General features: G+C 69.6%; 16 protein-coding genes and 1 pseudogene. 4 read left to right on the top strand and 13 right to left on the bottom strand.

The annotated features are described in order from the left end of the window. Positions 1 to 224 precede the first annotated feature (224 nt). On the top strand, positions 225 to 884 hold the full coding sequence (gene eda / locus CSC66_RS02165; protein ID WP_162375718.1) for a bifunctional 4-hydroxy-2-oxoglutarate aldolase/2-dehydro-3-deoxy-phosphogluconate aldolase: 660 nt from the start codon (positions 225 to 227) through the stop codon (positions 882 to 884). 98 nt (positions 885 to 982) lie between these two features. Here eda and CSC66_RS02170 read toward each other — a convergent pair whose 3' ends face one another. The 8 genes from CSC66_RS02170 to CSC66_RS02205 form a co-directional block, all read right to left on the bottom strand. Beyond that, positions 983 to 1663, bottom strand: coding sequence for a hypothetical protein (locus tag CSC66_RS02170; protein WP_162375719.1), 681 nt, complete (start codon positions 1661 to 1663; stop codon positions 983 to 985). Between the two features lie 83 nt (positions 1664 to 1746). Then, positions 1747 to 4827 carry a discoidin domain-containing protein gene (locus CSC66_RS02175; protein ID WP_379655902.1) on the bottom strand — a complete coding sequence of 1027 codons (3081 nt, stop codon included), beginning with the start codon at positions 4825 to 4827 and terminating at the stop codon, positions 1747 to 1749. A gap of 436 nt (positions 4828 to 5263) precedes the next feature. After that, positions 5264 to 6100: a carbohydrate ABC transporter permease gene (locus CSC66_RS02180; protein ID WP_162375721.1), complete on the bottom strand. Its 837-nt coding sequence runs from the start codon at positions 6098 to 6100 to the stop codon at positions 5264 to 5266. 25 nt (positions 6101 to 6125) lie between these two features. Then, a complete protein-coding gene (locus CSC66_RS02185; RefSeq protein WP_162375722.1) occupies positions 6126 to 7004 on the bottom strand; it encodes a carbohydrate ABC transporter permease in 879 nt (292 codons plus the stop codon). Next, complete coding sequence (locus CSC66_RS02190) at positions 7001 to 8251, bottom strand: sugar ABC transporter substrate-binding protein (protein WP_238394226.1); 1251 nt, start codon at positions 8249 to 8251, stop codon at positions 7001 to 7003. The genes CSC66_RS02185 and CSC66_RS02190 overlap by 4 nt, the downstream gene beginning before the upstream one ends. A gap of 47 nt (positions 8252 to 8298) precedes the next feature. Then, a complete protein-coding gene (locus CSC66_RS02195; protein WP_379655900.1) occupies positions 8299 to 9930 on the bottom strand; it encodes a glucoamylase family protein in 1632 nt (543 codons plus the stop codon). Positions 9931 to 10066: 136 nt separating this feature from the next. Beyond that, on the bottom strand, positions 10067 to 13048 hold the full coding sequence (locus CSC66_RS02200; RefSeq protein ID WP_162375723.1) for a TonB-dependent receptor: 2982 nt from the start codon (positions 13046 to 13048) through the stop codon (positions 10067 to 10069). Positions 13049 to 13106: 58 nt separating this feature from the next. Further along, positions 13107 to 14150: a LacI family DNA-binding transcriptional regulator gene (locus CSC66_RS02205; RefSeq protein ID WP_162375724.1), complete on the bottom strand. Its 1044-nt coding sequence runs from the start codon at positions 14148 to 14150 to the stop codon at positions 13107 to 13109. Positions 14151 to 14782: 632 nt separating this feature from the next. On the opposite strand from CSC66_RS02205, the gene CSC66_RS02210 reads away from it, so the two are divergent. The 3 genes and pseudogenes from CSC66_RS02210 to CSC66_RS02220 all read left to right on the top strand — a co-directional run bounded on the left by CSC66_RS02210 (position 14783) and on the right by CSC66_RS02220 (position 18181). Continuing rightward, positions 14783 to 15697, top strand: a complete 915-nt coding sequence (locus CSC66_RS02210; protein ID WP_162375725.1) for a segregation and condensation protein A — start codon at positions 14783 to 14785, stop codon at positions 15695 to 15697. Then, positions 15669 to 16562: pseudogene (gene scpB / locus CSC66_RS17775) on the top strand (SMC-Scp complex subunit ScpB); the annotation flags it as partial. The gene CSC66_RS02210 and the pseudogene scpB, both read left to right, overlap by 29 nt. Before the next feature lie 29 nt (positions 16563 to 16591). Next, entirely contained in the window at positions 16592 to 18181 is a 1590-nt protein-coding gene (locus CSC66_RS02220) for a pseudouridine synthase (RefSeq protein ID WP_162375727.1), read from the top strand. 167 nt (positions 18182 to 18348) lie between these two features. On the opposite strand, the gene CSC66_RS02225 is transcribed toward CSC66_RS02220, so the two are convergent. The 5 genes from CSC66_RS02225 to CSC66_RS02245 all read right to left on the bottom strand — a co-directional run bounded on the left by CSC66_RS02225 (position 18349) and on the right by CSC66_RS02245 (position 22071). Further along, complete coding sequence (locus tag CSC66_RS02225) at positions 18349 to 18795, bottom strand: hypothetical protein (protein WP_162375728.1); 447 nt, start codon at positions 18793 to 18795, stop codon at positions 18349 to 18351. An 86-nt stretch (positions 18796 to 18881) separates the two neighbouring features. After that, entirely contained in the window at positions 18882 to 19382 is a 501-nt protein-coding gene (locus CSC66_RS02230; protein WP_162375729.1) for an OsmC family protein, read from the bottom strand. 17 nt (positions 19383 to 19399) lie between these two features. Next, on the bottom strand, positions 19400 to 19846 hold the full coding sequence (gene trxC, locus CSC66_RS02235) for a thioredoxin TrxC (RefSeq protein WP_162375730.1): 447 nt from the start codon (positions 19844 to 19846) through the stop codon (positions 19400 to 19402). Between the two features lie 178 nt (positions 19847 to 20024). Continuing rightward, positions 20025 to 20825: an amidohydrolase gene (locus tag CSC66_RS02240; protein WP_162375731.1), complete on the bottom strand. Its 801-nt coding sequence runs from the start codon at positions 20823 to 20825 to the stop codon at positions 20025 to 20027. 88 nt (positions 20826 to 20913) lie between these two features. Then, the gene (locus tag CSC66_RS02245) at positions 20914 to 22071 is read right to left on the bottom strand and encodes a pyridoxal phosphate-dependent aminotransferase (protein WP_162375732.1); all 1158 of its coding nucleotides are present in this window, start codon (positions 22069 to 22071) and stop codon (positions 20914 to 20916) included. Positions 22072 to 22086 lie beyond the last annotated feature (15 nt).

Below are 22086 nucleotides of genomic sequence, written 5' to 3' on the forward strand. Positions count from 1 at the left end.
GGGGCTTGCCCCGCTGCTTCCGACCGGGCGGGGAAAGCGCAGCGGGGCGAGCCCCGCTCTACGAAAGAGCTGGACGGGGAAGGCGCAGCGGGGCAAGCCCCGCTCTACGGAACGCCCGTCTCGCGACGGATGGTCAGATTGGATGCAGCGGCAACCGAAGCGTTGGCGCGCGGGGCGTCGGTTAGAATCGGCGTCCGCACGAACACGCACGGACCCCACGCCCCATGAGCATCGCCGATACCCAGGCCCAGGCCGAACAGCTGCTGCGCAAGTCCGGCATCCTGCCGGTGGTCACCGCCGACAGCGTGGACGAGGCACGCAGGCTGTCGGCCGCGCTGCTCAAGGGCGGCCTGACCGCGATCGAACTGACCCTGCGCACGCCGGCCGCGCTCGATGCGCTGGTCGCGCTGAAGAAGGAACTGCCGGGCATCGCGGTCGGCATGGGCACGGTGCTGACGATCGAGCAGATGCAGAAGTGCATCGAGCTGGGCGCCGACTTCCTGGTCACCCCGGGCACGCCGCCGGAGCTGGCCGATGCGCTGGCGCGGGCGCCGATCCCGGTGGTTCCCGGCGGCGCGACGCCGACCGAATTCCTCTCGCTGATGGCGCGCGGCTTCCGCGTGTGCAAGCTGTTCCCGGCTACCGCGGTCGGCGGCCTGGCCATGCTCAAGGGCCTGGCCGGCCCGATGGCCGAACTGAAGATCTGCCCCACCGGCGGCATCACCGAGGACACGGCGGCCGAATTCCTGTCGCAGCCCAACGTGGTGTGCATCGGCGGCTCGTGGATGGTGCCGAAGAACTGGCTCAAGGCCGGCGAGTGGGACAAGGTCGAGGCCAGCGCCGCCAAGGCCGCGGCGATCGTCGCCGGCGTGCGCGCGCGCTGACTTCCCCTCGGGCGCTGCGCGCCTCGTAGAGCGGGGCTTGCCCCGCTGCTCTGGCCCGGCCATCGATCGCCAACGGCGCAAGCGGGGCAAGCCCCGCTCTACGAAGCCTCGAACGACAGATGCAGGCGTTCATGGCGCCAGCACCAGGCCTGCACCACGTACCACGCGGCCAGCAGCAGTCCCAGCTGCCACTCCAGTGCATTCTCCAGCCGGTCCTGGCGCGCGCGATCCTGCAGCAGCGCATCGCCGAGCACGTTGCCCACTCCCAGCAGCAGCATCGCGACGCAGATCGCGGCCATGGCCTGCCACTGCCGCAACGCCATGCCGGTCATCGCGCCGCTGCGCCAGCGCCGCAGGAACACCAGCTGGGCGAGGAAGCCGCAGCCGAAGAACACGGTGACCCCATAGCGGCGCAGGAAGCCGTAGGCGACGCCCTCGGTGCCCAGGAATGTCGCGTACACGCCCAGCGCCAGCGCGCAGGCCAGCCCGAGCACGGCCAGCGTGCGTGACGGCATGCCCCTGGCCTCGAGCCAGCGCGACGCCAGCCACCAGTGGATCGCCACCAGCACCGCGCACGGAAGCATCAACAGCCGGAACAGGTGGTTGCCCAGCCCGTGCCGGGCCGCGCGGCTGATCGAGGTACAACCATCCCAATAGGGGTTGCAGGCCTCGACGTGGCCGCCTTGCAGCGACAGCCACCATGCCAGGTGCACGGCCACCCCCATCACCAGCGCGATCGCCAGCGGACATGCCCACAACGTGATGGTGGTACGCGACATGGTCCGGCTCCGTTCGCCTGCACCCGATCCAAACCCGATTCCAGGCCGACCGCATCCGCTACGGACGCGGCGCGCCGCCGCGGTCAGGGCACAGCGACGCGCACGCGTGCACCGGGCCGGGCTATGCGCAGCTCGCCGTCGCGCCACAGCGCCGGCTCGCCGTCGATGGTGGTCGCTCCCGGCGTGCCCGGGTACGGCCAGGGCAGCACCAGCCCGCCCGGCGGCAGGCCTGCGTCGGCGGCCACGTCCAGCTGCAACTGCCCATCGATACGCCGCAGCGAGTAGTCCAGTCGCCCGTGCGGCGTGTACAGGCCTTCGATCGCGACGCCCTCGCCGTCCAGCCAGTCCAGCGGCACGCCGGCGGCCAGCACCAGGCTGTCGTCGCGTTCGCGGGTATTGGCGAACATGTCCAGCGCCGAGCGCAGGAAGTCCGAAGCCACCCACGCATGCGGCAGGTCGCCGACGAAGAACGGCTTACGCGGCGTGCGCGAGACCACTTCGGCCCACTGGTTCCAGTCGGCCGGCGCGCGATCCGTGAAGAAGTACTCCGTCGCCTCCCAGGCACGCTCGCGCCAGCCCAGGCGCACGAACGCGGCCACGTTGCGCCATTCGTACGGGGTGTAGTCCTTCCATTCGCGCTGGCCGTCGCGGCGCTGGACGAACTCGCGCCAGTAGCGCTCGAAGGTGTTCTCCAGCAGGTCGCGCGGCAGCCAGTCCTGCTCCCCGCCCGGTGCCAGCGCGATCGTGGTCGAGGTCGGGTCGAAGTCGCCCAGTTCGGCCGCGCCGGGCAGGTAGTCGATGCCGTGGCGGCGGGTCGCCGCGCGCAGCGAGGCCGCCAGGTCCGCGCGGAACTGGTCGCGCGCCCGGGCCATCCGCCGCGCGTCCTCGTCCTTGCCCAGCGCCCGCGCGATCTCCACCGCGTCCTTGTAACCGCGCAAGGCCCAGAAGTTGTCCCAGTACGAATGCATCGGCTTGGCCGAGTAGCCCTCGTGGCTGATCGACGCCGGCATCATCCCGTAGAACGCCGGATCCAGCGCCCGGTTCGCCGCGGTACGCTCGCTGGCGCGCAATTGCTCCATGTAGCCGAACGCGCCGGCCACGTGCGGCCACATCTTCTCCAGGAAGGCGCGATCGCCGGTGTAGCGCCAGTATTCGGCGATGTTGAAGATCAACTCGCCATGGCTGTCGTTTTCCGGCACCGGGTCGCTGCCGCGGTCGTCGACGCAGCATGGCACCTTGCCGTTGTCGAACTGGTACGGCGCGTACCACTCCAGGTACTCGCGCACCACCTCGGGCCGGCCCAGGCGCAGCAGTCCTTCTGAAATCATCGCCCCGTCGCGGATCCAGCTGCGCGAATACGAGCGCGTGCCCGGCTGCAGGCGCGGACCGACCCTCGAGACCAGCATGTGCGCCAGCGCGGTATGCACCGTGTCGGCGAACGCCTGGCCCTGCGGCGGCAGGCGCAGGCGCACCTGGCCGAGCAGGTCCTGCCATTGCGCCTGCGCGGCCTGCTCGGCCGCGGCCAGGTCGAACCCCTCCGGTATCCGTGCCGGCCCGTCCAGCGGCGCCACCAGCGCGATATCACGCGTTTCACCCGGCGCCAGGCGCACGCGATACAACAACATGCCCGAGGCCAGTCCGGTCGGATCGACGACCGAACGCGTTGCGGGGACATCGCCCCCCGCCAGGCGCATCACCTCGAGCCCGGCATCGAATGGCGTGGCGAATGCCGCGTCCGGTTCGGTGGTGGCGAACACCCGTGGCCTGCCGTCCACGACGACCGCGCTTCCTTCCAGCGCGAGCTGTTCGATCCGGCTCACCCCACCCACGGTGTTGAGGAACTGGCTGGGCGGATTGACCTGCAGCGGCCGCACGGCCAACGCCAGGGTGGCCTCGCGCGGTCGGTCGCTGGGGTTCTCCAGTCGATAGCGCATTACCAGCTGCGAATTCCCCGGCGTGCCTTGGGCGAAGGCGAGCACATCCAGCAACGGCGCTGGCGCATCGCCGGATGCGTCCTTGGCGGTCCAGCTCACGTTCGGCATCGGAATGCCGCCCGGACGCAAGCCCTGCCCGGTGCGCACATCGGCCCAGCTGCGCAACTGGCCATCCTCGAGCAGGAACGGCTCGACGCTGAAACCAGCGCGCGATACCTCGACCGCGCCGTCCTCGCCGATCAGGCCCTGCTCGTGGCCGCCATCGATGCCGATGATGGTCCAGTACGGCTGCTCGCCACTGAAGCCCCGCGGCAACCAGCCGCGCGGCAGGTCGGCCGCCACGGCCTTGATGAAATCGTTCGGGTGGGCGGAGAACGACAGCGGCTGCACGTGCGCCTCGGCCAGCGCATAACCTCCACCATCGAAGTCCAGCGCGATCCGACGCGACTCGGCTTCAGGCAGGGCCAGCCAGTCGGTGACGCCGCGCCCCTCGTCGACGCGCCGCACTTCGCGCCAGCCCTCGCGCGGATCGTCCAGCAGCACGGCATAACGCGTCGGCCGCCGGTCGGCAGCCGACCAGTGCAGGCGCAGGCCGCCGAACTCGCGCACCTGGCCCAGGTCCAGCACCAGGCGCTGCCTGCCGCTGGCCCGCCAGGCGGTGGACAGGTCGCCGTCTATCGCCAGCGCCGCGGTATCGGGCGAAGCGGTGGCTTCCGCCGCCATGGCCCGGGGTGGCGCCGGGGGGTCCACCGGCAGCGGTTCGAAGGTCAGCCCGTCGAAGCACACCGAGCCGGCACCGCCCGCGTTGTTGTAGATGGTGAACTCGATCTTCGCGCTGCGGCGCAGGACCTTGTCCGCGTCCGGACCCCAGGCCTTGGAGATGTGCCGCTGGCGATATCGCACCTCGCTCCAGTCGCGCGGGAACTCGTACTTCGGCCGGTTCACCCACCACACGTTGTCGCCGCTGGCGTCGACCAGCTTGAACTGCAGGTCGTTGGCCGGCGAATCGCCGCGCAGCTGGAAGGCGAAACGGAAATTCTCCGGATACTCCAGCGGCAGGTCGCGCTGGATGCCGGCGTAGCCCGACACCCCGTTGAAGTCGTAGTCCAGGCACAGCGCCTTGCCTGCGACGCCCTCGACCTGGCGGATGCTGCCGCTGACCTGGTTGGAGACGACCACGCGCCAGGGCGAGGCGTCCTCGAAATCATCGAGCACGCGAGGTTGGGCCATTGCCACCATCGGCGCCTGGGAAGCCAAGGCCAATGCAAAAGCCCCTGCCTGGCGGAGGATGCGGCTTGCCGGCCTCTGGCGAAACACGCCGTGAATCCATCCATGGAGGCTCGGGCGCGCCATCCATGGCGCGCACGGTTTCGCCAGAGGCCGGCAAGCCGCACCTGCACATTCCTGCCGCGACCTGAAGGAAGCAGCAGGACCACGAATGACGGAAGCGCTGTTGCCCTCCACATCCGGTCGCGATGACATCGGGAGGCCCGGCGCGATGCGCCGGGCCGGGACCGTTGGCGTCATGGATGGCGCCATCGAGCCCCCATGGATGGGTTCATGGCGTGTCCCGGCCCGGTGCATCGCGTCGGGCCCATGACCGCGCCGGCAAGCCAGCGCGTCACCCCGACCACTCGACAGTCCATCGAAAAGCATCAGACCCACCTCACCCTTTGACACTACCCAGCAACAGGCCCTGGATGTAGTAGCGCTGCAGCAGCAGGAACAGCAGCAGCACCGGGATCACCGTGACCACCGCGCCGGCCATCATCATCTCCACGTCCATGATGTGCTCGCGCGACAGCGAGGCCAGCGCGACCGGCAACGTGTAGTGCTCCTGGTCGGTCAGCACGATCAGCGGCCACATGAAATCGTTCCACGCGGCCATGAAGGTGAAGATCGCCAGCGTCACCAGCACCGGCTTGAGCATCGGCAGCACGATCTGGAAGAAGATCCGCCACTCCCCCGCCCCGTCGATCCGTGCCGCCTCCAGCAGCTCGTCCGGGATCGAACGCGCGTATTGGCGCACCAGGAAGATGCCGAACACGCCGGCCAGCGCCGGCACCACCACGCCGGCGTAGCTGTTGACCAGGCCGAGCTGCTTCATCAGCAGGAACAGCGGCAGCATCGCCACCTGCGCCGGGATCACCAGCGCGGCCAGCAGCAGCTGGAATACCCGTTCGCGTCCGACGAAGCGCAGCTTGGCGAACGCATAGCCGGCCAGGGTGTTGAACAGCAGGGAACCGAGGGTGATCGCCACCGACACCAGCACGCTGTTGGCGAAGTTGCGCGCCATGCCGGTGCGCCCGAACATCTCGCGGTAGTTGTCCAGGCTCAGCGCGGATGGCAGCAAGGGGGGCGGGAAGCGGCTGGCCTCGCCAGCGGGCATGAACGATACCGACAGCATCCACAGCAGCGGCGCGATGCTGACCAGCGCCATCGCCAGCAACGCCGCGTTGACCAGCAGCCCGTGCCAACGCGACTGCCCGACCTGCGCGCTCATCGCCCCTCCTCCCGCGCCCACCGCCTCATACCAGCTCCTTGCGCCGGCCGAAGCGCAGCATGGCCGTGGTCACGCCCAGGATGATCAGGAACAGCAGGAACGCCACCGCCGAAGCGCGGCCCAGGTTCCACCACTTGAAGCCTTCCTCGAACATGAAGTACAGCACGCTGACCGTGCTCTGCAGCGGGTCGCCGCGGGTCATCACATAGGGCTCGGCGAACAGCTGGAAGTAACCCGAAACGGTGATCACCCCGACCACCAGCAGTACCGGGCCGAGCTGCGGCAGGGTGATATGCAGGAATTGCTGCCAGCGCGAGGCGCCGTCGATGCGCGCCGCCTCGTAGAGGTCCTGCGGAATCGCCTGCAGCCCGGCCAGGAAGATCACCATGTTGTAGCCGAAGTTCTTCCACACCGCGAACAGGATGATCGTAGGCATGGCCCAGCGCGGGTCGCCCAGCCAGTCCACCGGCGAAATGCCCACGTGGCCCAGCGCCCAGTTCACCAGCCCGTAGCTGGTATGGAACAGGTAGCGCCAGATCACCGCAACCGCGACCAGGGTGGTCACCACCGGCGCGAACAGGGCGGTGCGGTACAGCGCCTTGAACCGCGCCGCCGGCGCGTTGAGCAGCAGCGCCGCGCCCAGCGACACGGCGATCGACAGCGGCACGCCGACCACCACGAAGTAGGTGGTGTTCCAGAGCGACTTCCAGAACATCGGCGTGCGCAGCAACTCCAGGTAGTTGTCTAGGCCGATGAAGCGCAGGTTGCTTCGGTCCGCCAGGGCATACAGGTCGAAGTCGGTCAGGCTCAGGGCCAGCGCCGACAGCACCGGCAGGCCGAAGAAGACGCCGATCACCAGCAGCGCCGGCCCGGCGAACATCCAGCCTGCGAGCGAGCGCTTCATGGGGCCTGCTCCGCCGTGGCATCGGCGTGGTCGCGCTCGTACATCCAGCGCCGCTTCTCGAGGATCGCGTCGACCCGCCGGTCCAGTTCCGCCAGCGCCTGTTCCTGCGGCTGTCCGCCCCGCACCACCCGCTCGGTGGCGATGCGCATCTCCTGCACGATCCGCTCCCACTCCAGCACCTTCGGCGTGGGCTTGACCCGCTCGAGCTGGTCGCGGAAGGCACGGGCGAACTCGTCCTGCGCCAGCGCCGGATGCTCCCAGGTGCTGCGCCGGGGCGGCAGGTCGCCGATCATCGCGTGGAAACGCTGCTGGATGTCCGGCCGGGACAGGAACTCGATCAGCTTCCACGCCTGCTGCTGCCGCGGCGAATCACGGAAGATCACCAGGCTGGTGCCGCCGGCGATGCCCGCGCCCGGGCCGTCGGGACCCGGCAAGGGCATCGTGCCCCACTGTCCTTCCAGCCCCGGTGGCTGGCGCTTGCGGAATTCGCGGATGTTCCAGGGGCCGGACAGGTAGAAGGCATAGAACCCGTTGAAGAACTCGTCCCAGACGTTGGAGATCTGGGTTTCGGACATCTTCGGCGCCCAGCCCTGCTCGAACATGTTGGCGTAGAACGCCAGCGCGCGGCGGAAGCCGGGGCTCTGGAAGTTGCCGCGCGTGCCGTGGTCGCGCAGCAGCGGATCGTCCTGCTGCAGGGCGAAGGACAGCTGCTGCTCGAATTCGTTGAGCGGCATCAGGATCGCGTAGCGGTCCGGCCCGACGTGGGCCTTGACCGCGGCCATCGCCTGCTCCCACTCGGCCCAGGTCCGGGGCGGCCGCTGCACGCCGGCCTCGCGCAGCAGGTCCTTGCGGTAGAACAGCAGGCGCGTGTCCACGTACCAGGGGATGCCCAGCAGCTGGCCGTCGATCACGCTGGTGTCCCAGATGCCCGGGAAGAAGTCGTCCGGGTCGACCACGCTGGAGGCATCGACGAACGGCTGCAGCGGCTCGAGCACGCCCAGCGCGGCGAACTCCGGCAGCCAGGTGTTGCCGAGCTGGCACACATCGGGCAGCCCCTGCGCGGCGAAGGCGGTCAGCAGCTTCTCGTGCGCCGCGGTCCATGGAATCTGCTGGATCTCGACGTCGATGCCGGTCTCGCGCTCGAACTCCGGAATCAGTTCGGCGACCACTTCCGCTTCGCGGCCCATGGCCCAGAAGCGCAGTGGCTCCTGCCGGTCGCGCGTGCAGGCGGACAATAGCACGACCAGGGAGGCGACCGCGCAGGCGGACGCCCATCGCCAGCGTCGCCTCGCGCTCACGGGGGCGGCTGCGCCCGGTTGCTGGCGGGCTGCTCCTGCTTGGCCTGTGCCTCGGCGGCCGCGGCGCGCGATTCGGCCATGCCCAGCGCGCGCGCGTCGCCGGCGCCCGGCACGGACGACCCGCCCTGCCCGGCTTCCTCCTCCGGGGTGAGCCAGCCCCCGCGGAACCCGGCCTGCTCCAGGCCCTTGCGGATGTACGGGCTCTTCTTCATCACGGTCCAGACGAACTCGTTGCGGTAATTGGCGATCATCGCCAGGATCGGCCCCTGGTCGATGCCGATGTAGTCGCTGGCCACCCAGCCCTTGCCCGGCACCAGGCGGCCGGTCTTGAGCGGAATCTCGAAGTCGAAGCTGGGATTGAACGAATCGAGGAATCCGTAGCTCGAGTACAGGTAGTCGCCGTAGCGGCGGTGCATCTCCTCGGTGGCCGGGATCACGACCTCGGGCGCGAACACGATCGAGGAGATCGCCGCGGTCGGCGCGATCGTGCCGTCGTCGAAGTTCTCGCGCAGCCCTGCGCCACGCGAGGAGTAATGGCGGAACTCCCGCTCTTCGCCGCGGTAGATCTGGCGGGTATTCTGCGGGCCGTCGCTGGCGGTCAGGCCCCAGACGTTCTCGCCGTAGTCCTTCCACTTCATCGGGTTGGCGATCGCATACTCGCGGTGGGCCAGCGCCGCGCGGCGGCTGTTGAGGAAGTAGTCGATCCCGCGCTCGCGCATGTACTGGTCCTGGATGTCCCGGTAGTCGATCCAGACATGGCTGTACTGGTGGCCGAACAGCGGCCCGAACGACAGGTACTCCTGGCCGTAGTAAACGCCCCAGTCATGGTCGTAGGTGCGCGTCCACACGGTCCACGCATCCGGGCTCACGGCGTGCGTCGGCGAGCCGAGCGCCAGCACGTAGAGCAGCATGGCCTCGTTGTAGCCCATCCAGTCATGGACGATGAAACCGCTCTCCGGGAACCAGCCCATCGATATCAGCGGTTCGCGCTGCTGCAGCCAGGTCCAGTCCACCTTGCGGTAGAGCTGGTCGGCGATGCGCCGGATCTCCCGCTCGCGCGGATCGTCGCTGTCGTAGTAGGCCTGCGCGAAGAGCACGCCCATCATCAGCAGCGCCGTGTCGACGCTGGACAGCTCCACCCAGCTGTCGTAGCGATGGCCCTGCTGCATGTCCAGGAAGTGGTAGTAGAAGCCCTTGTAGCCTCCCTTGCCGGTCCGCTGCGGCCCCTGCGGGATGTCGCGCAGGAAGCGCAGGGTGGTCAGGGTCCGGTCCACGGCCTGGGTGCGGCTGACCCAGCCGTTCTCGATGCCGATCGGATAGGCCGTGAGCGCGTAGCCGATCGAGGCGACGCTGGCGAACGGCCGCGACGGGTAGCGGTCGGGAGTCAGGCCGTTGCGTTCGTTGGTCGTGTCCCAGAAGAACTGGAAGGTGCGCTTCTCGATGTCGCGGAACAGCGGCGGCAACTCGGGCCGCGGCGGCCGCTCCGGCAGCACCGGCTCGATCAGCACGACGTCGGGCTTGGGCGCGGCCGGCTCCGGCGGCGGGGGCGGCGGCTCCCGGCCGCACGCGGCCAGCAGCCAGACTGCTACCGCCACCAGTGCCCCGATCTTCAGCTGCCGCGCGCTCACGCCATACTCCCCTGTTACCCGCCCCCTGGATCCACTTGCCTGCCCCGCCCCCGCCCGGCGCCTGACGGCGCACGGGCGGGGTGAAGCGCGACGGGCCTGCCTGGCGGGAGAGGTGACCCGGCAGGCCGTCGTGACCTCACCAGTCGATACCGATCGACAGCTTGAAGGTACGCGTCGGCAATGCGATGGCGTTCGGCGTGCCCCACAGCGGATTCTGCGGCTCGCCCGCACCGCCGCGCCAGTCTTCGTAACCGGAATAGTTGGTCCAGTCGAAAATGTTGAGCACGTCGAAGCGCAGCCGCAGCGCCACGTTGCTGCCGGTATCGAACACCTTCTCGACCGCCACGTCGACCTGCTTGAAGTCGTCGTCGGGCGTGTAGCTGTCGAAATAGCAGTAGGCCCAGGCCGAGACGTTGCAGTTCTGGTAGTAGCGCGGCGTCGCGTCGGACCACACGCCCTTGCCGGAGAAAGTCAGGTCCCACGGACCATCCCAGATGCCGGAGGCCACGACCCGGTTCTTGGGGACCTTGCCCGGGAACCAGCCGTAGTCTTCGATCCGCTCGGCGTTGAACGCACCGGGAAACCCGTCGATCGGGCTGTTCTGCTCGGAGTCGGTGTAGGTGTAGGCGAAAGTCGCCGCCCAGCCGGACGACCGGGTATAGGGCTTCTCGAGCTTGACGTACACCGAGTTGGTCTTCGTCTCCAGCGCGTTCTGTCCCAGGATCAGGTTCGAGAACGGCGCGAAGCCCTGCCCCCACGGCGGCGGATCGGTCGCGTCCGGCGGCGTCGGCGGGAAGAACAGCCCATCCGGGCGACGGTTGCCGAGCAGGAACGCGATGCCGTCGTGGCTGCGCACGTAGGAATACATCACCTCGGTCTGCCAGTCATGCCCGAGGACTTCGAACGCGTTGCGCATGCCCAGGCCGAACTGGTCCGAGTACGGCACCACGAGGTTGTTGTCCATCAGGAACACCTCGCGACCGGCGCCGCTGACGCTGGTGCTGCGCAGGTAGTCCGGGTCGAGGTAGCGCGGGTCCCATTCGCGGCAGGGCGCGCTGGTGGCCGTGTCGCAGGGATGCAGCGCGGTGTTGAAGTCGTAGACGTACTGGCCCCAGCTGGCCTTGGATATCTCGTTCTGCAGGTAGTCGAACAGGTTGCGGTCGTAGGACCTGCCGGCGCCGCCGAAGATCACGTGGCGCTGGTCGGCGTTGAGGTCGTAGGAGAAGCCGAAGCGCGGGGCCCAGTTGTTGCGGTCCGGGTCGCGGTTGCCGCCGGTGCTGATGTAGTCGTTGATGTCGACGCCCGAGTTGGGCAGGTTGGTGTTCGAGTTCTGCAGCGCCGTGACCACTTCGGCCGGGGTGACGTAATCCTCGTATGCGGGCGTGCTTTCCACGTCCCAGCGGACGCCCAGGTTCAGGGTGAGGTGGTCGTTGACCTCCCAGTCGTCCTGGATGTAGATGCCGAACTGGCTGTTGTCCGAGCTTGCCGTTCCGTCGCCGAAGCCGGCGACCGGCGCACCGAACTGCACCCGGATCGGCACCGTCAGGCTTTCGTTGACGTCATAGAAGAACTGCGGGTTGTACCTGTTCTGCTCCAGCGTCTCCAGGTCCACGCGCTTGTACTTCACGCCCATCTTGATCGTGTGGCCGCTGATGCCGGTGAAGGTCAGGTCGTCCTGGAACGACCAGCCCTTCTGCCCCTTGTCCTGGTAGTTGTCGCCACCGCCGCTGCGGACGATGAGGGTGCCGTCGCGCGAGGTGCCGCCGTTGCCCGTGACCAGGTAGTAGCCCGGGACGAAGTTGGCCGGCTCCGGGCTCCAGAAAGCGTCCTCGTAGGTGATGTGCGCGTCGTTGAGCCAGTCGCCCGCCGTCAGCTGGTAGCGCAGGTCCACCCGCGTCTCTTGGTTGGTGTTGTACGTGCCCGCTGGCGGCAGGCGCTCGTCGCCGACCTGGATGGTCTCGCTTTCGTCGCGGTACTTGCCGGTCAGTTCGAAGTAATGGTTCTCGCCCACCAGCCAGTCGATCTTGCCGAAGTACAGGTCCTCCTTGAACGGCGAGGTATAGGTGCCCGACCCGAACTGCTCCTGCAACTCCGGCGGCAGGTCGCCGACGTCGTAGCCGCCGCCGATCCGGAAGGTCTTGGGGGTGCTGAACTCCTTGGCCTCGTAGGCCAGGAAGAAGTGCGCGCGGTCCTGCACGATCGGCCCGCCGAAGGACACGCCGTACTGCTCCTGCTTGCTCTCGGCCTTGGTGGCGCCTGGCCGCTTCTCGAAGTCGGTGGCCGCGCGCCAGTCGGTCATCGTGTAGTCCCAGAAGAAGCTGCCCTGGAACTCGTTGCTACCCGAACGGGTCGCGGCCACGACCGCCGCGCTGCTGAGCTGGTCGTACTCGGCCTTGTAGTTCTGGGTGATGACCTTGTACTCGCCGATAGCCGACTGCGGGAACGGGTTGCCGCGGCTGGTGTCCTGGCCACTGATGCCGCCGGTGGTGACGTAGTTCTTCTGGCCCACGCCATCGATGAACACATTGACCGCGTTGGCGCTCTGCGCGCCGGAGCGCAGCCGGGTGTTGCCGCTGGCGTCGGTGATGAACTGCACGCCGGGCACGGTATCGGCGAACGCCAGGAAGTTGCGGCTGTTCTGCGGCAACGCCTCGATCTGCTTGTTGCTGATGTAGGTGGCCACCTCGGAGGTGCGCGTCTCCACCGCCGCGCCGACCACCTGCACCGCGTCCAGCGTGGTCGCCTCGCCCGTCGTCGCGGTTTCGGCCACCCCGCCCACGCCCAGGTCCACGGTGGCGGTCTGGCCGACCTGCACCGTCAGCTCGCGGGTGGTGGTCTGCCCGCCCGACTGCACTTCGATGCGGTAGGTGCCCGGTGGCAGGCCGGCGACCGCGTAGCGGCCGTCCTCCGACGCCTGCACGGTCCTGCGCAGTCCCGTGGCCGGGTTGACGACGATCACCTGGGCGTTGGCCGCCGGTGCGGAATCGGCCATCACCTGGCCGCGGATGGTGGCGCCGGTGCTCTGCGCCATCGCCGGCGCCGCGCCCAGCGCCAGGCCGCCTGCCAGCGCCATGGCCAGCAGGCTGCGCGCGGGTGCGCCCTTGTAGTTGCCTTTCATCGATCTTCCCTCCCAGGACGATGCAGCGTGGGTGCTCGGCTTCGAGCGATTTTTCTGGTTATCCGTCCGAACGTTTCTTCCTGGCGGGCGCGGTTGCCGCCCTCCCGCCGCTCGACTGGCGCACGACCAGCTCGGGCGTCAGCACGTGGCGCTCGGCTGCCGCCGCTTCGTCGGCGTCGATCTGCACCAGCAGGCGCTTGAGCGCACTGGCGCCGAGTTCGGCGATACTCACCCGCATCGTGGTCAACGAAGGGTGAACGAAACGCGCGAGCGGGATGTCGTCGAACCCGGCCAGCGCGATGTCGTCCGGTACCGCGAGCCCTGCCTGCGCGAACGCGTACAGGCAGCCCAGCGCCATCATGTCGTTGGCCGCGAACACGGCGTCCGGCCGCTGCGCCAGCGCCAGGATCTGCCCGCCGGCGCGATGGCCCGAGGCCTCGTCGAACTCGCCGTCGAATTCGCTGCCGCGCGCCCCTTCCTGCGCCGCGATCGCATCGCGGAAGCCGCGCAGGCGCTCGCGCGCATCGTGGTTGTGTTCCGGCCCGCCGACGAAGGCGAGGTGCCGGTGGCCGAGCGAGAGCAGGTGGCGGGTCATCGCCAGCGCGCCGGCATGGTTGTCGACCTCGAACACCGGCCAGGCGGGCGCGTCCTGTTGCGTGTTGATCAGCACTACCGGCAGTTGCGGCAGGTTCTCGGCGAGGAAGCCCGGCTGCCCGGCGTAGGGCGACATCACCAGCAGTCCGTCCACGCGGCCGCGCATCGCGCGAAGCGCGGCGGCCTGCTCTTCGGGATCGCCGTGGTAACTCGACAGCAGCAGGTGGCGGCCGGAGGTGCGCGCCAGCGAGTCGATGCCGCGGATCAGCTCGGAGAAGAACTCGCCATGCACGTCCGGCAGGACCACGCCGACGGTCTGGGTACTGCGGCTGCTGAGGCTGCGCGCGGCGGCGTGGGGGCTGTAGCGCAGCCGGTTGGCCACCTCCAGCACCTGCCGGCGCACCGGCTCGGCGACGTTGCTGTGCCCGTTGAGGGCACGCGACACGGTCGCCACGGAGACATTGGCCTCGCGCGCGACATCGCGGATCGTGACCGCCTGACGCCCCATCCCGCTCCCTCCCGATCGCAGGGAGGCGACCGGCTGCGGCACTGTAATCGTTTTCAACCCGACTTGAAAGCCCGCAACGCGCGCGGGAATATCTCTTGGATCAATACGATACCCGACATGCTTGATGTTGCGCTGCACAAATCCCGATGCCATCCACGTACGGCCGCCAGCCTGGCCGCGCGGGAAGTGGACGGGCCATGCGTTCGCCCCTCGCGGACTTGTCGTCGATGTCCGGTCCAGTTCGGCGGGTGGCCGGTCGGCTTGCCTGTACGGCGCCCGTCCGCGCATCCCGCATGTCCCCGGGCCGCTGGACAGCCGCGTGCGCCAGCGCTTACCCTTGCTTCACACGTTGGCCGGAAGCAGCGGCCCGCCGGCAAGGGAACCCCGCCGGACACCCCGCCAAGAGGGTGCCAGCCACCCACGGCGACCGATCGCTGCCCCACCCCGCCACACGCAGACGACCTCCCGGCTGTCGGCCGCCGCCTCCCCCGCGGCGCCGCGCCCGTATTTGATGTGCATGTAGCGGCGCCCGTCCCGTTGACCCGGCGACGTCCGCCTCCAGCAGGTGGCACCACGTTCCCGCCCGCGGGCACGTCTTGGTGCGCCCCGTCCCGGGCATGGCTTTCGAGCAGATGAGTTCCGAACCCGCGCAAGACGCGACCTTGACAGTGCAGGCGACCTCGAACCCGCAGCAGCAGGAAATGCCGCTGGCGATGGTCCATGGCCAGCCGCTGCTGCAGATCCCGCAGGACCTGTACATCCCGCCGGACGCGCTGGAGGTCATCCTCGATGCCTTCGAAGGCCCGCTGGACCTGCTGCTGTACCTGATCCGCCGGCAGAACCTCGACATCCTGGACATCCCCGTCGCCGAGATCACCCGGCAGTACGTGGACTACATCAACGTGATGCGCGAGCTGCGCTTCGAGCTGGCGGCCGAGTACCTGCTCATGGCCGCGATCCTGGCCGAGATCAAGTCGCGGATGCTGCTGCCGCGGCCGGTGAGCGAGGACGGCGAGGAAGCCGACCCGCGCGCCGAACTGGTCCGCCGGTTGCAGGAGTACGAGCGCTTCAAGCAGGCCGCCGAGGACATCGACGCCCTGCCCCGCCAGGACCGCGACACCACCCCGGTGCAGGCGTTCGTGCCGGACCGGGCGGTGGTCCGCCTGCCGCCCCCGGTGGACCTGCGCGAGATGCTGCTGGCCCTGCACGACGTGCTCAAGCGCGCCGAGCTGTTCAGCGGCCACCACATCAAGCGCGAGGCGCTGAGCGTGCGCCAGCGCATGGGCGACGTGCTGCAGCGCCTGGACGACGGCCGCTTCCACCGCTTCGAGGCGCTGTTCTCCCCCGAGGAAGGCAAGCTCGGCGTGCTGGTCACCTTCCTGGCGCTGCTGGAACTGGCCAAGGAGCAGCTGCTGGACATCGTCCAGGACGCCCCGCTGGCGCCGATCTACGTCAAGTCGCTGGCGATCGGCAACACCAACGAACCGCTGCAGTTCCACAGCGAGTTCGACGACGGCGATGCCGCCAACGAACCGGCCGCGGGCTGATGCCCGGCCGCCCCTTCCACCAGAACCTGCGGGATCCATGGACCAGGCGCTGATCAACCGTATCGTCGAGGCCGCCCTGCTGGCGGCCAACCAGCCGCTGGCGCTGGCCCAGCTGCACGCGCTGTTCCCCGAGGACGCCCCGGCGCCGCCGGGCAGCGTCGAGGCGGCGCTCGAGCACCTGCGCGAGGCCTGCGCCGACCGCGGCGTGGAGCTGGTGGAAGTCGCCTCCGGCTTCCGCTACCAGGTCAAGGCGGACGTGCACGGCTGGGTCGCGCGGCTGTGGACCGAGCGCAAGACCAAGTACACCCGCGCCACCCTGGAAACGCTGGCGCTGATCGCCTACCGGCAACCGATCACCCGCGGCGAGATCGAGCAGGTGCGCGGCGTGGCGGTGAGCAGCAACATCATCCAGGCGCTGGAAGAGCGCGAGTGGATCCGCGTGGTCGGCCATCGCGACGTGCCCGGGCGCCCGGCGCTGTACGGCACCACCCGCGGCTTCCTCGATTACTTCGGGCTCAAGCGCCTGGACGAACTGCCGCCGTTGTCCGAGCTGAAGGACATCGGCGAACTGGAACCCCAGCTGCCGCTGGATCCCGACCAGGCGCCGGCGCAGGCCGGCATTGCCGGCGCCGACCAGGACCACGCCCAGGACCAGGACGACGATGCGGACCGGGCACCGGCGGACGACGACGGCCTTGCCGCCAACGATGCCGATGCCGGCACCGCCGGCCAGGTCGACACCGATGATCACGCCGACCTCGACACGGGCGACCGTGCCGAAGCCTCCGGCGACGACGACGGACACCCCACTTCAACCGCGCCCGGGGCCGATGACGCCCCCGGCGATCCCGAAACACAGGCCGACGAAGAAGACGCCGGCCGGAGCAAGATCCAATGACTGATCCAACCCCCCGCAAGCCCCTGGGCAAGCTCTCGCTCAAGCGCGCAGACGACACCGCAGCGCCGGCGGCCAAGGCCGAAGAACGCCTGCACAAGGTCCTGGCCCAGGCCGGGCTCGGCTCGCGCCGCGCCCTGGAGCAGCGCATCGCCGACGGCCTGGTCAAGGTCAACGGCGAGGTCGCCCAGGTCGGCCAGAGCATCCGCAGCGGCGACCGCGTCGAACTGGACGGCAAGGCCTTCGTCGCCTCGGCCCTGACCGAACCGGCGCGCGTGCTCGTCTACAACAAGCCCGAAGGCGAGGTCACGACCCGCGAAGACCCCGAAGGCCGCCCGACCATCTTCGAGGCGCTGCCGCGCCTGAAGGGTGCGCGCTGGATCGCCATCGGCCGCCTGGACATCAACACCACCGGCCTGCTGCTGCTGACCACCGATGGCGAGATCGCCAACGCGATGATGCATCCCTCGCACGAGGTCGAGCGCGAGTACGTGGTGCGCGTGCGCGCGCCCGAAGGCCAGGACAGCGTGCCGGACAACATCGTCGACCGCCTCGCCCGCGGCGTCGCGCTGGAGGATGGCCCGGCCAAGTTCGACAGGATCGAGCGCATCGGCGGCACCAGCGCGTCCGGCGAGGGCCGCCACGACTGGTTCAGCGTGGTCGTCAAGGAAGGCCGCAACCGCGAGGTGCGGCGCCTGTGGGAATCGCAGGGCTGCCAGGTCAGCCGCCTCAAGCGCGTGCGCTATGGCAGCGTGTCGCTGCCGCGCGAACTGCTGCGCGGCCAGTCGCAGGAGCTGCCGGAGGCCCAGGTCGAGGCGCTGCGCAAGCAACTGGCGCTGGAGGACAACAGCGACTCCACCCTCACCCTGCAGCCGGTGATCGGCCAGCGCCGCGCGGCCAAGGCGACCGTGCACGTGGGCCGCGAGCGCGGCCCCGGCCAGGCTTACGTCAACGGCCACAACACCGCCGACGAAGGCCGCGAACTGCGTCGCTTCGACCATGTGCGCGAGGACCGGCGTGGCGGCCGCGGCAACAAGAAGCCGCACGGCGGGCTGACCGTCAGCGGCGAAATGGCGGCCAAGCAGTCGCAGAAGCCGTTCAAGCAGCGCAAGGACAAGGGCGCGCGGGCGTTGCCCGAGGGCAATCCCGCCGCGTTCCGCACCTGGTACGTACCCGAGGGCGTGGATACCGGCCCGAGCGGCCATCGCAACGCCGGTCCGGGCGGCAAGCCACGCTATGGCAAGCCCGGCGGCAAGCCGGGTGGCCGCTCCGGCGGCGGCGGCGGCGGATACGCTGGCGGCGGCCAGGGTCAGGGCCAAGGCGCCGGTGCCGGCGCGCGCAAGCCCCGCCCCTACGGCCATCCGGGCAACGCCCCTCACTTCCCGTCCGACCATGCCACGCCCGGTGCCCATCCGGGCCCTGCGCGTGGCCCGCGCGGTCCCCGTCCCGGCGGCGGCAACGCCCAGGCGCGCCCGGGCGGTCGTCCCGGCGGCGGTGGCAATGCGCGTCCCGGTGGCGGTGCCCGCCCCGGAGGGCGTCCCGGTGGGGCGCCGCGCGGCGGCAACCGCGGTCCGCGCGGCCAGGGCTGAGGCCTCGCCGACAATACCGGCCGACCCGGTGCATTGCGCCGGCCAGGCCACGCTCAACGCGTAGAGCGGGGCTTGCCCCGCTGCTCCTCTCCCTTCAGGCGACGCCACCCAGCCCCGCAACAAGCGGGGCTGGTTGTTTCAGCGGGGCAAGCCCCGCTCTGCCACGATCAGCGTGGCTCTATCACGAAGTTGCCGAAGGCCACGCCCAGGTCCCAGCCCTGCCCGGTGCCGGCCAGGGCCAGTGACACCTCGCCCTTGGTCATCACCTGGGCCTTGCTCGACTTGACCGCGCCGGCATGCGCTTCGGCCGCGGCATAGGTCCCGAGCGTTTCGCGGATGCTGGACACGCCGGAGAACTCACCGACACCGTTCTCGATCTTGGACTTGCCGAAGGTGATGCCGCCGCCCTTGGCGCTGATGCTCACCGGCAGGCTGCTGCCGTCGTCGCAGGTGATCGTGCCGGTGCCCTTGGCGGTCTTGTAGAAGGCCGACCAGCCCTCGAGGTTGAAGCGCAGCTTGCAGTCGACATTGCCGGCGGCCTGCGCGGCCGGCGCGAGCGCGATCAGGAACGGCAGTGCGGCGCACAGGATCGTCTGGCGGGAAAGAGTGGACATGGCGGCCTCGCGTTGGGTAACGGCGGAAGGTGGGCCGAGGATATAGCAGCCAGGTGCGGCTGCATCGTGAGGATCCGCTCCGGCGTTCAGGCGCCCGTCGCCGTCTCCGGCGCCGCGCGCGTGCCGTGCAGCAGCGCGCCGTCCGCGTCGCTGACGCTGACCGTCACCGGCACGCCCTGGCGCACGCTTTCGGTGACCAGGCAGAAGTCCTCGAACTGGGCCAGCAGCCGGTCCAGGCGCTCATGCCCGGCGGCGGCCTCGGCCAGCTGCAGGTCGGCCTGGATGTGCGCCACCCGCCAGCGGCCGCCCGCATTGCGGGCCAGGGTCGCGGTGGCCCGGGTCGTCAGCGGTCCGGGCGCGTTGTGGAACTTGCGCATCGCGAACAGGAGGCTGGCGCTGAGGCAGTTGGCGACCGCGGCGGCGAGCAGGCGCGCGGGATTGGGACCGGCGCCCGCGCCCAGCGGCGGCAGCTCGTCGGTCAGCAGGTCGGGGATGGCGGTGTCGTCGAAGGCCACGCGGAACAGGTAGCCGGAACGGTCATCGGCTTCCTGGCGGAGGGTGAGGCTGAACTGCTGGATCTGGTCCATGGCGGTGCTCCGGGGCATCAACTGGGCAGGTGCTGGCGGGTCCACTGCACGATCGCCTGCAGCGGCAACGCCCCGGCCTGGCGCGCCAGCTCGCGGCCGCGCAGGAACAGGGCCAGGGTGGGAATGCTGCGGATCGCGAAACGCGCACCGAGCGCTGGTTCGGCTTCGGTGTCCACCTTGGCAAGGCGCAGCCGCGGTTCGAGCAGGGCGGCGGCCTGCGCATAGGCCGGCGCCATCGTCCGGCAGGGACCGCACCATGGCGCCCAGAAGTCGACCAGCAGCGGCAGGTCCGAGCGCTGCGCATGGGCATCGAATCCGGCGGCCCCCAACACGAACGGCGCGCCCGGAAACAGCCGCGAACGGCAGCGTCCGCAGACCGGGTCGTCGCCGACCTTCGCCGCCGGCACGCGGTTGATCGTGTTGCACTGCGGGCAGGCCAGCTGCAGCGGATCGGGCGTGGTCATGGCGAGGTCTCCTCGGATCGACCGGGCCGGCATCGGCGACCGGCCATCAATATTGCACCACGTAGAGCGGGGCTTGCCCCGCGATCCCGCTTGCATATCGCACCGCGTAGAGCGGGGCTTGCCCCGCTACCCCGCTTGCGAACCGACGTGGGCAACCCGCAGCGGGCCAAGCCCCGCTCTACGGGCGCAGCTCGAACGCATCGGCGTCCAGCATCGCCGGGAACCGCTCGCGGTGCGCGGCCAGCGCCGAGGCCGACAACGTGGTGGTCAGCACCTGCTCGCGCCCGTGCGCCTCGACCTGCGCCAGGCCGAGGTAGTCGATCACCGCGCTGTCGCCGTCATAGGCCAGGCCGTTGCCGTCGGTGCCGACCCGGTTCACCGCCGCCACGTAGCACAGGTTCTCGATCGCCCGCGCGCGCAGCAGGGTCTTCCATGCGTGCGCCCGCGCCGAAGGCCAGTTGGCGACGAAGAGCTGCAGGTCGAAATCCATCGCGCCCGGCCGCTCCACGTCGTAGCGGTTGCGGCAGAACACCGGGAAGCGCAGGTCGTAGCAGACCTGCGGATTGATCCGCCAGCCCTTCAACTCCACGCACAGCCGCTCGCGGCCGGCGGCATAGCGCTTGTGCTCGCCGGCGTAACGGAACAGGTGGCGCTTGTCGTAGTGCGCCAGGGCGCCGTCGGGCGCGGCCCATAGCAGGCGATTGAAAACGCCTTCGGCCGTGCGCAACTGGACGCTGCCGGTGACCACGGCATCGAGCAGGCGGGCCTGCCCGCGGATCCAGGCCACGGTCGGTCCGTCCATGCCCTCGGCCTTGTCGATGGCGTCATTGGAAAAGCCGCTGGTGAAGGTCTCGGGCAGTACCACCAGGTCGGTCGCGCCGGCCAACGGCGCGACCAGCGCGCCGTAGTAGTCGCGGTTGGCCGCCGGGTCGTGCCAGCGGGTGTCGCCCTGGACGAGGGAAATGCGCAAGTCCTGCATGACAATCTCCGTAGAGCGGGGCTTGCCCCGCTGCTCCGGTGACCGGAGCTGTAAAAGACCAGAAGAAGCAGCGGGGCAGAGCCCCGCTCTACAGTTCCCGCAGCCGCTCGATCGCCGCGTCCAGGGTCGCTTCGTTCTTGGCAAAGCACAGCCGCGCCAGCCGCTGGCCCGGCGGCGGGCTTTCGTAGAACGGCGACAGCGGAATCGCGGCCACGCCCTTCTCCACCGTGAGCCACTTCGCGAACTCGTGGTCGGGCAGGTCGCTGACCGCCGAATAGTCGACCAGCTGGAAGTAGCCACCCGGCACGGGCAGCGGCCTGAGCCGGGTGCCGAGCAGTTGCCCGCGGAAGCGGTCGCGCTTGGCCTGGTAGAACGCGCCCAGCTGCTCATCGTGTTCGGGCTCGTCGCGGATCATCGCGGCGAACGCGTGCTGGGCCGGGGCGAAGGTGCAGAACACGTTGTACTGGTGGACCTTGCGGAACTCGGCGGTCAGCGCGGCCGGCGCGATCGCGTAGCCGATCTTCCAGCCGGTGCAATGGTAGGTCTTGCCGAAGCTGGACACCACGAACGCGCGCTCGCGCAGTTCCGGCCAGCGCAGCACCGACTCGTGGCGGCGCCCGTCGAACACGATGTGCTCGTACACCTCGTCGGAGATGAGCAGGATACCGGTGCCGCGCAGCAGGTCGGCCAGCGCGCGCATGTCGTCGGCCGAGAACATCGCCCCGGACGGGTTGTGCGGGCTGTTGACCATCAGCAGCCGGGTCTTCGGCGTGATCGCCGAGCGCACCCGGTCCCAGTCCACCGCGAAGGTCAGCGGATCCAGCGGCACGTGCACCGCGCGCGCGCCGGCCAGGTCGATCGCCGGCTCGTAGCAGTCGTAGGCGGGGTCGAGCACGACCACTTCCTCGCCCGGGCGCACCACCGCGTGGATCGCGTTGAAGATCGCCTCGGTGGCGCCGCTGGTCACGGTGACCTCGGAGTCGGGGTCGACCTGCGCGCCATAGCAGCGCAGCGCCTTGCCGGCGATGGCCTGGCGCAGCACCGGCACCCCGGTCATCGGCGCGTACTGGTTGTGGCCGGCACGCATGGCCGCGTCCAGCTCGTCGACCAGGCGCTGCGGCACCGCGAAGTCGGGAAAGCCCTGCCCCAGGTTCACCGCGCCGTGCTCGGCGGCCAGCTGCGACATCACGGTGAAGATGGTGGTGCCCACCCTGGGCAGCTTGGTCGGCGGGATCTGCAGCGGCATCGCGGTTCCGGAGTG

Origin of the sequence: Pseudoxanthomonas kaohsiungensis (genome assembly GCF_010211765.1) — a bacterium.
In the GTDB taxonomy this organism is placed as follows: Bacteria; Pseudomonadota; Gammaproteobacteria; order Xanthomonadales; family Xanthomonadaceae; genus Pseudoxanthomonas; species Pseudoxanthomonas kaohsiungensis.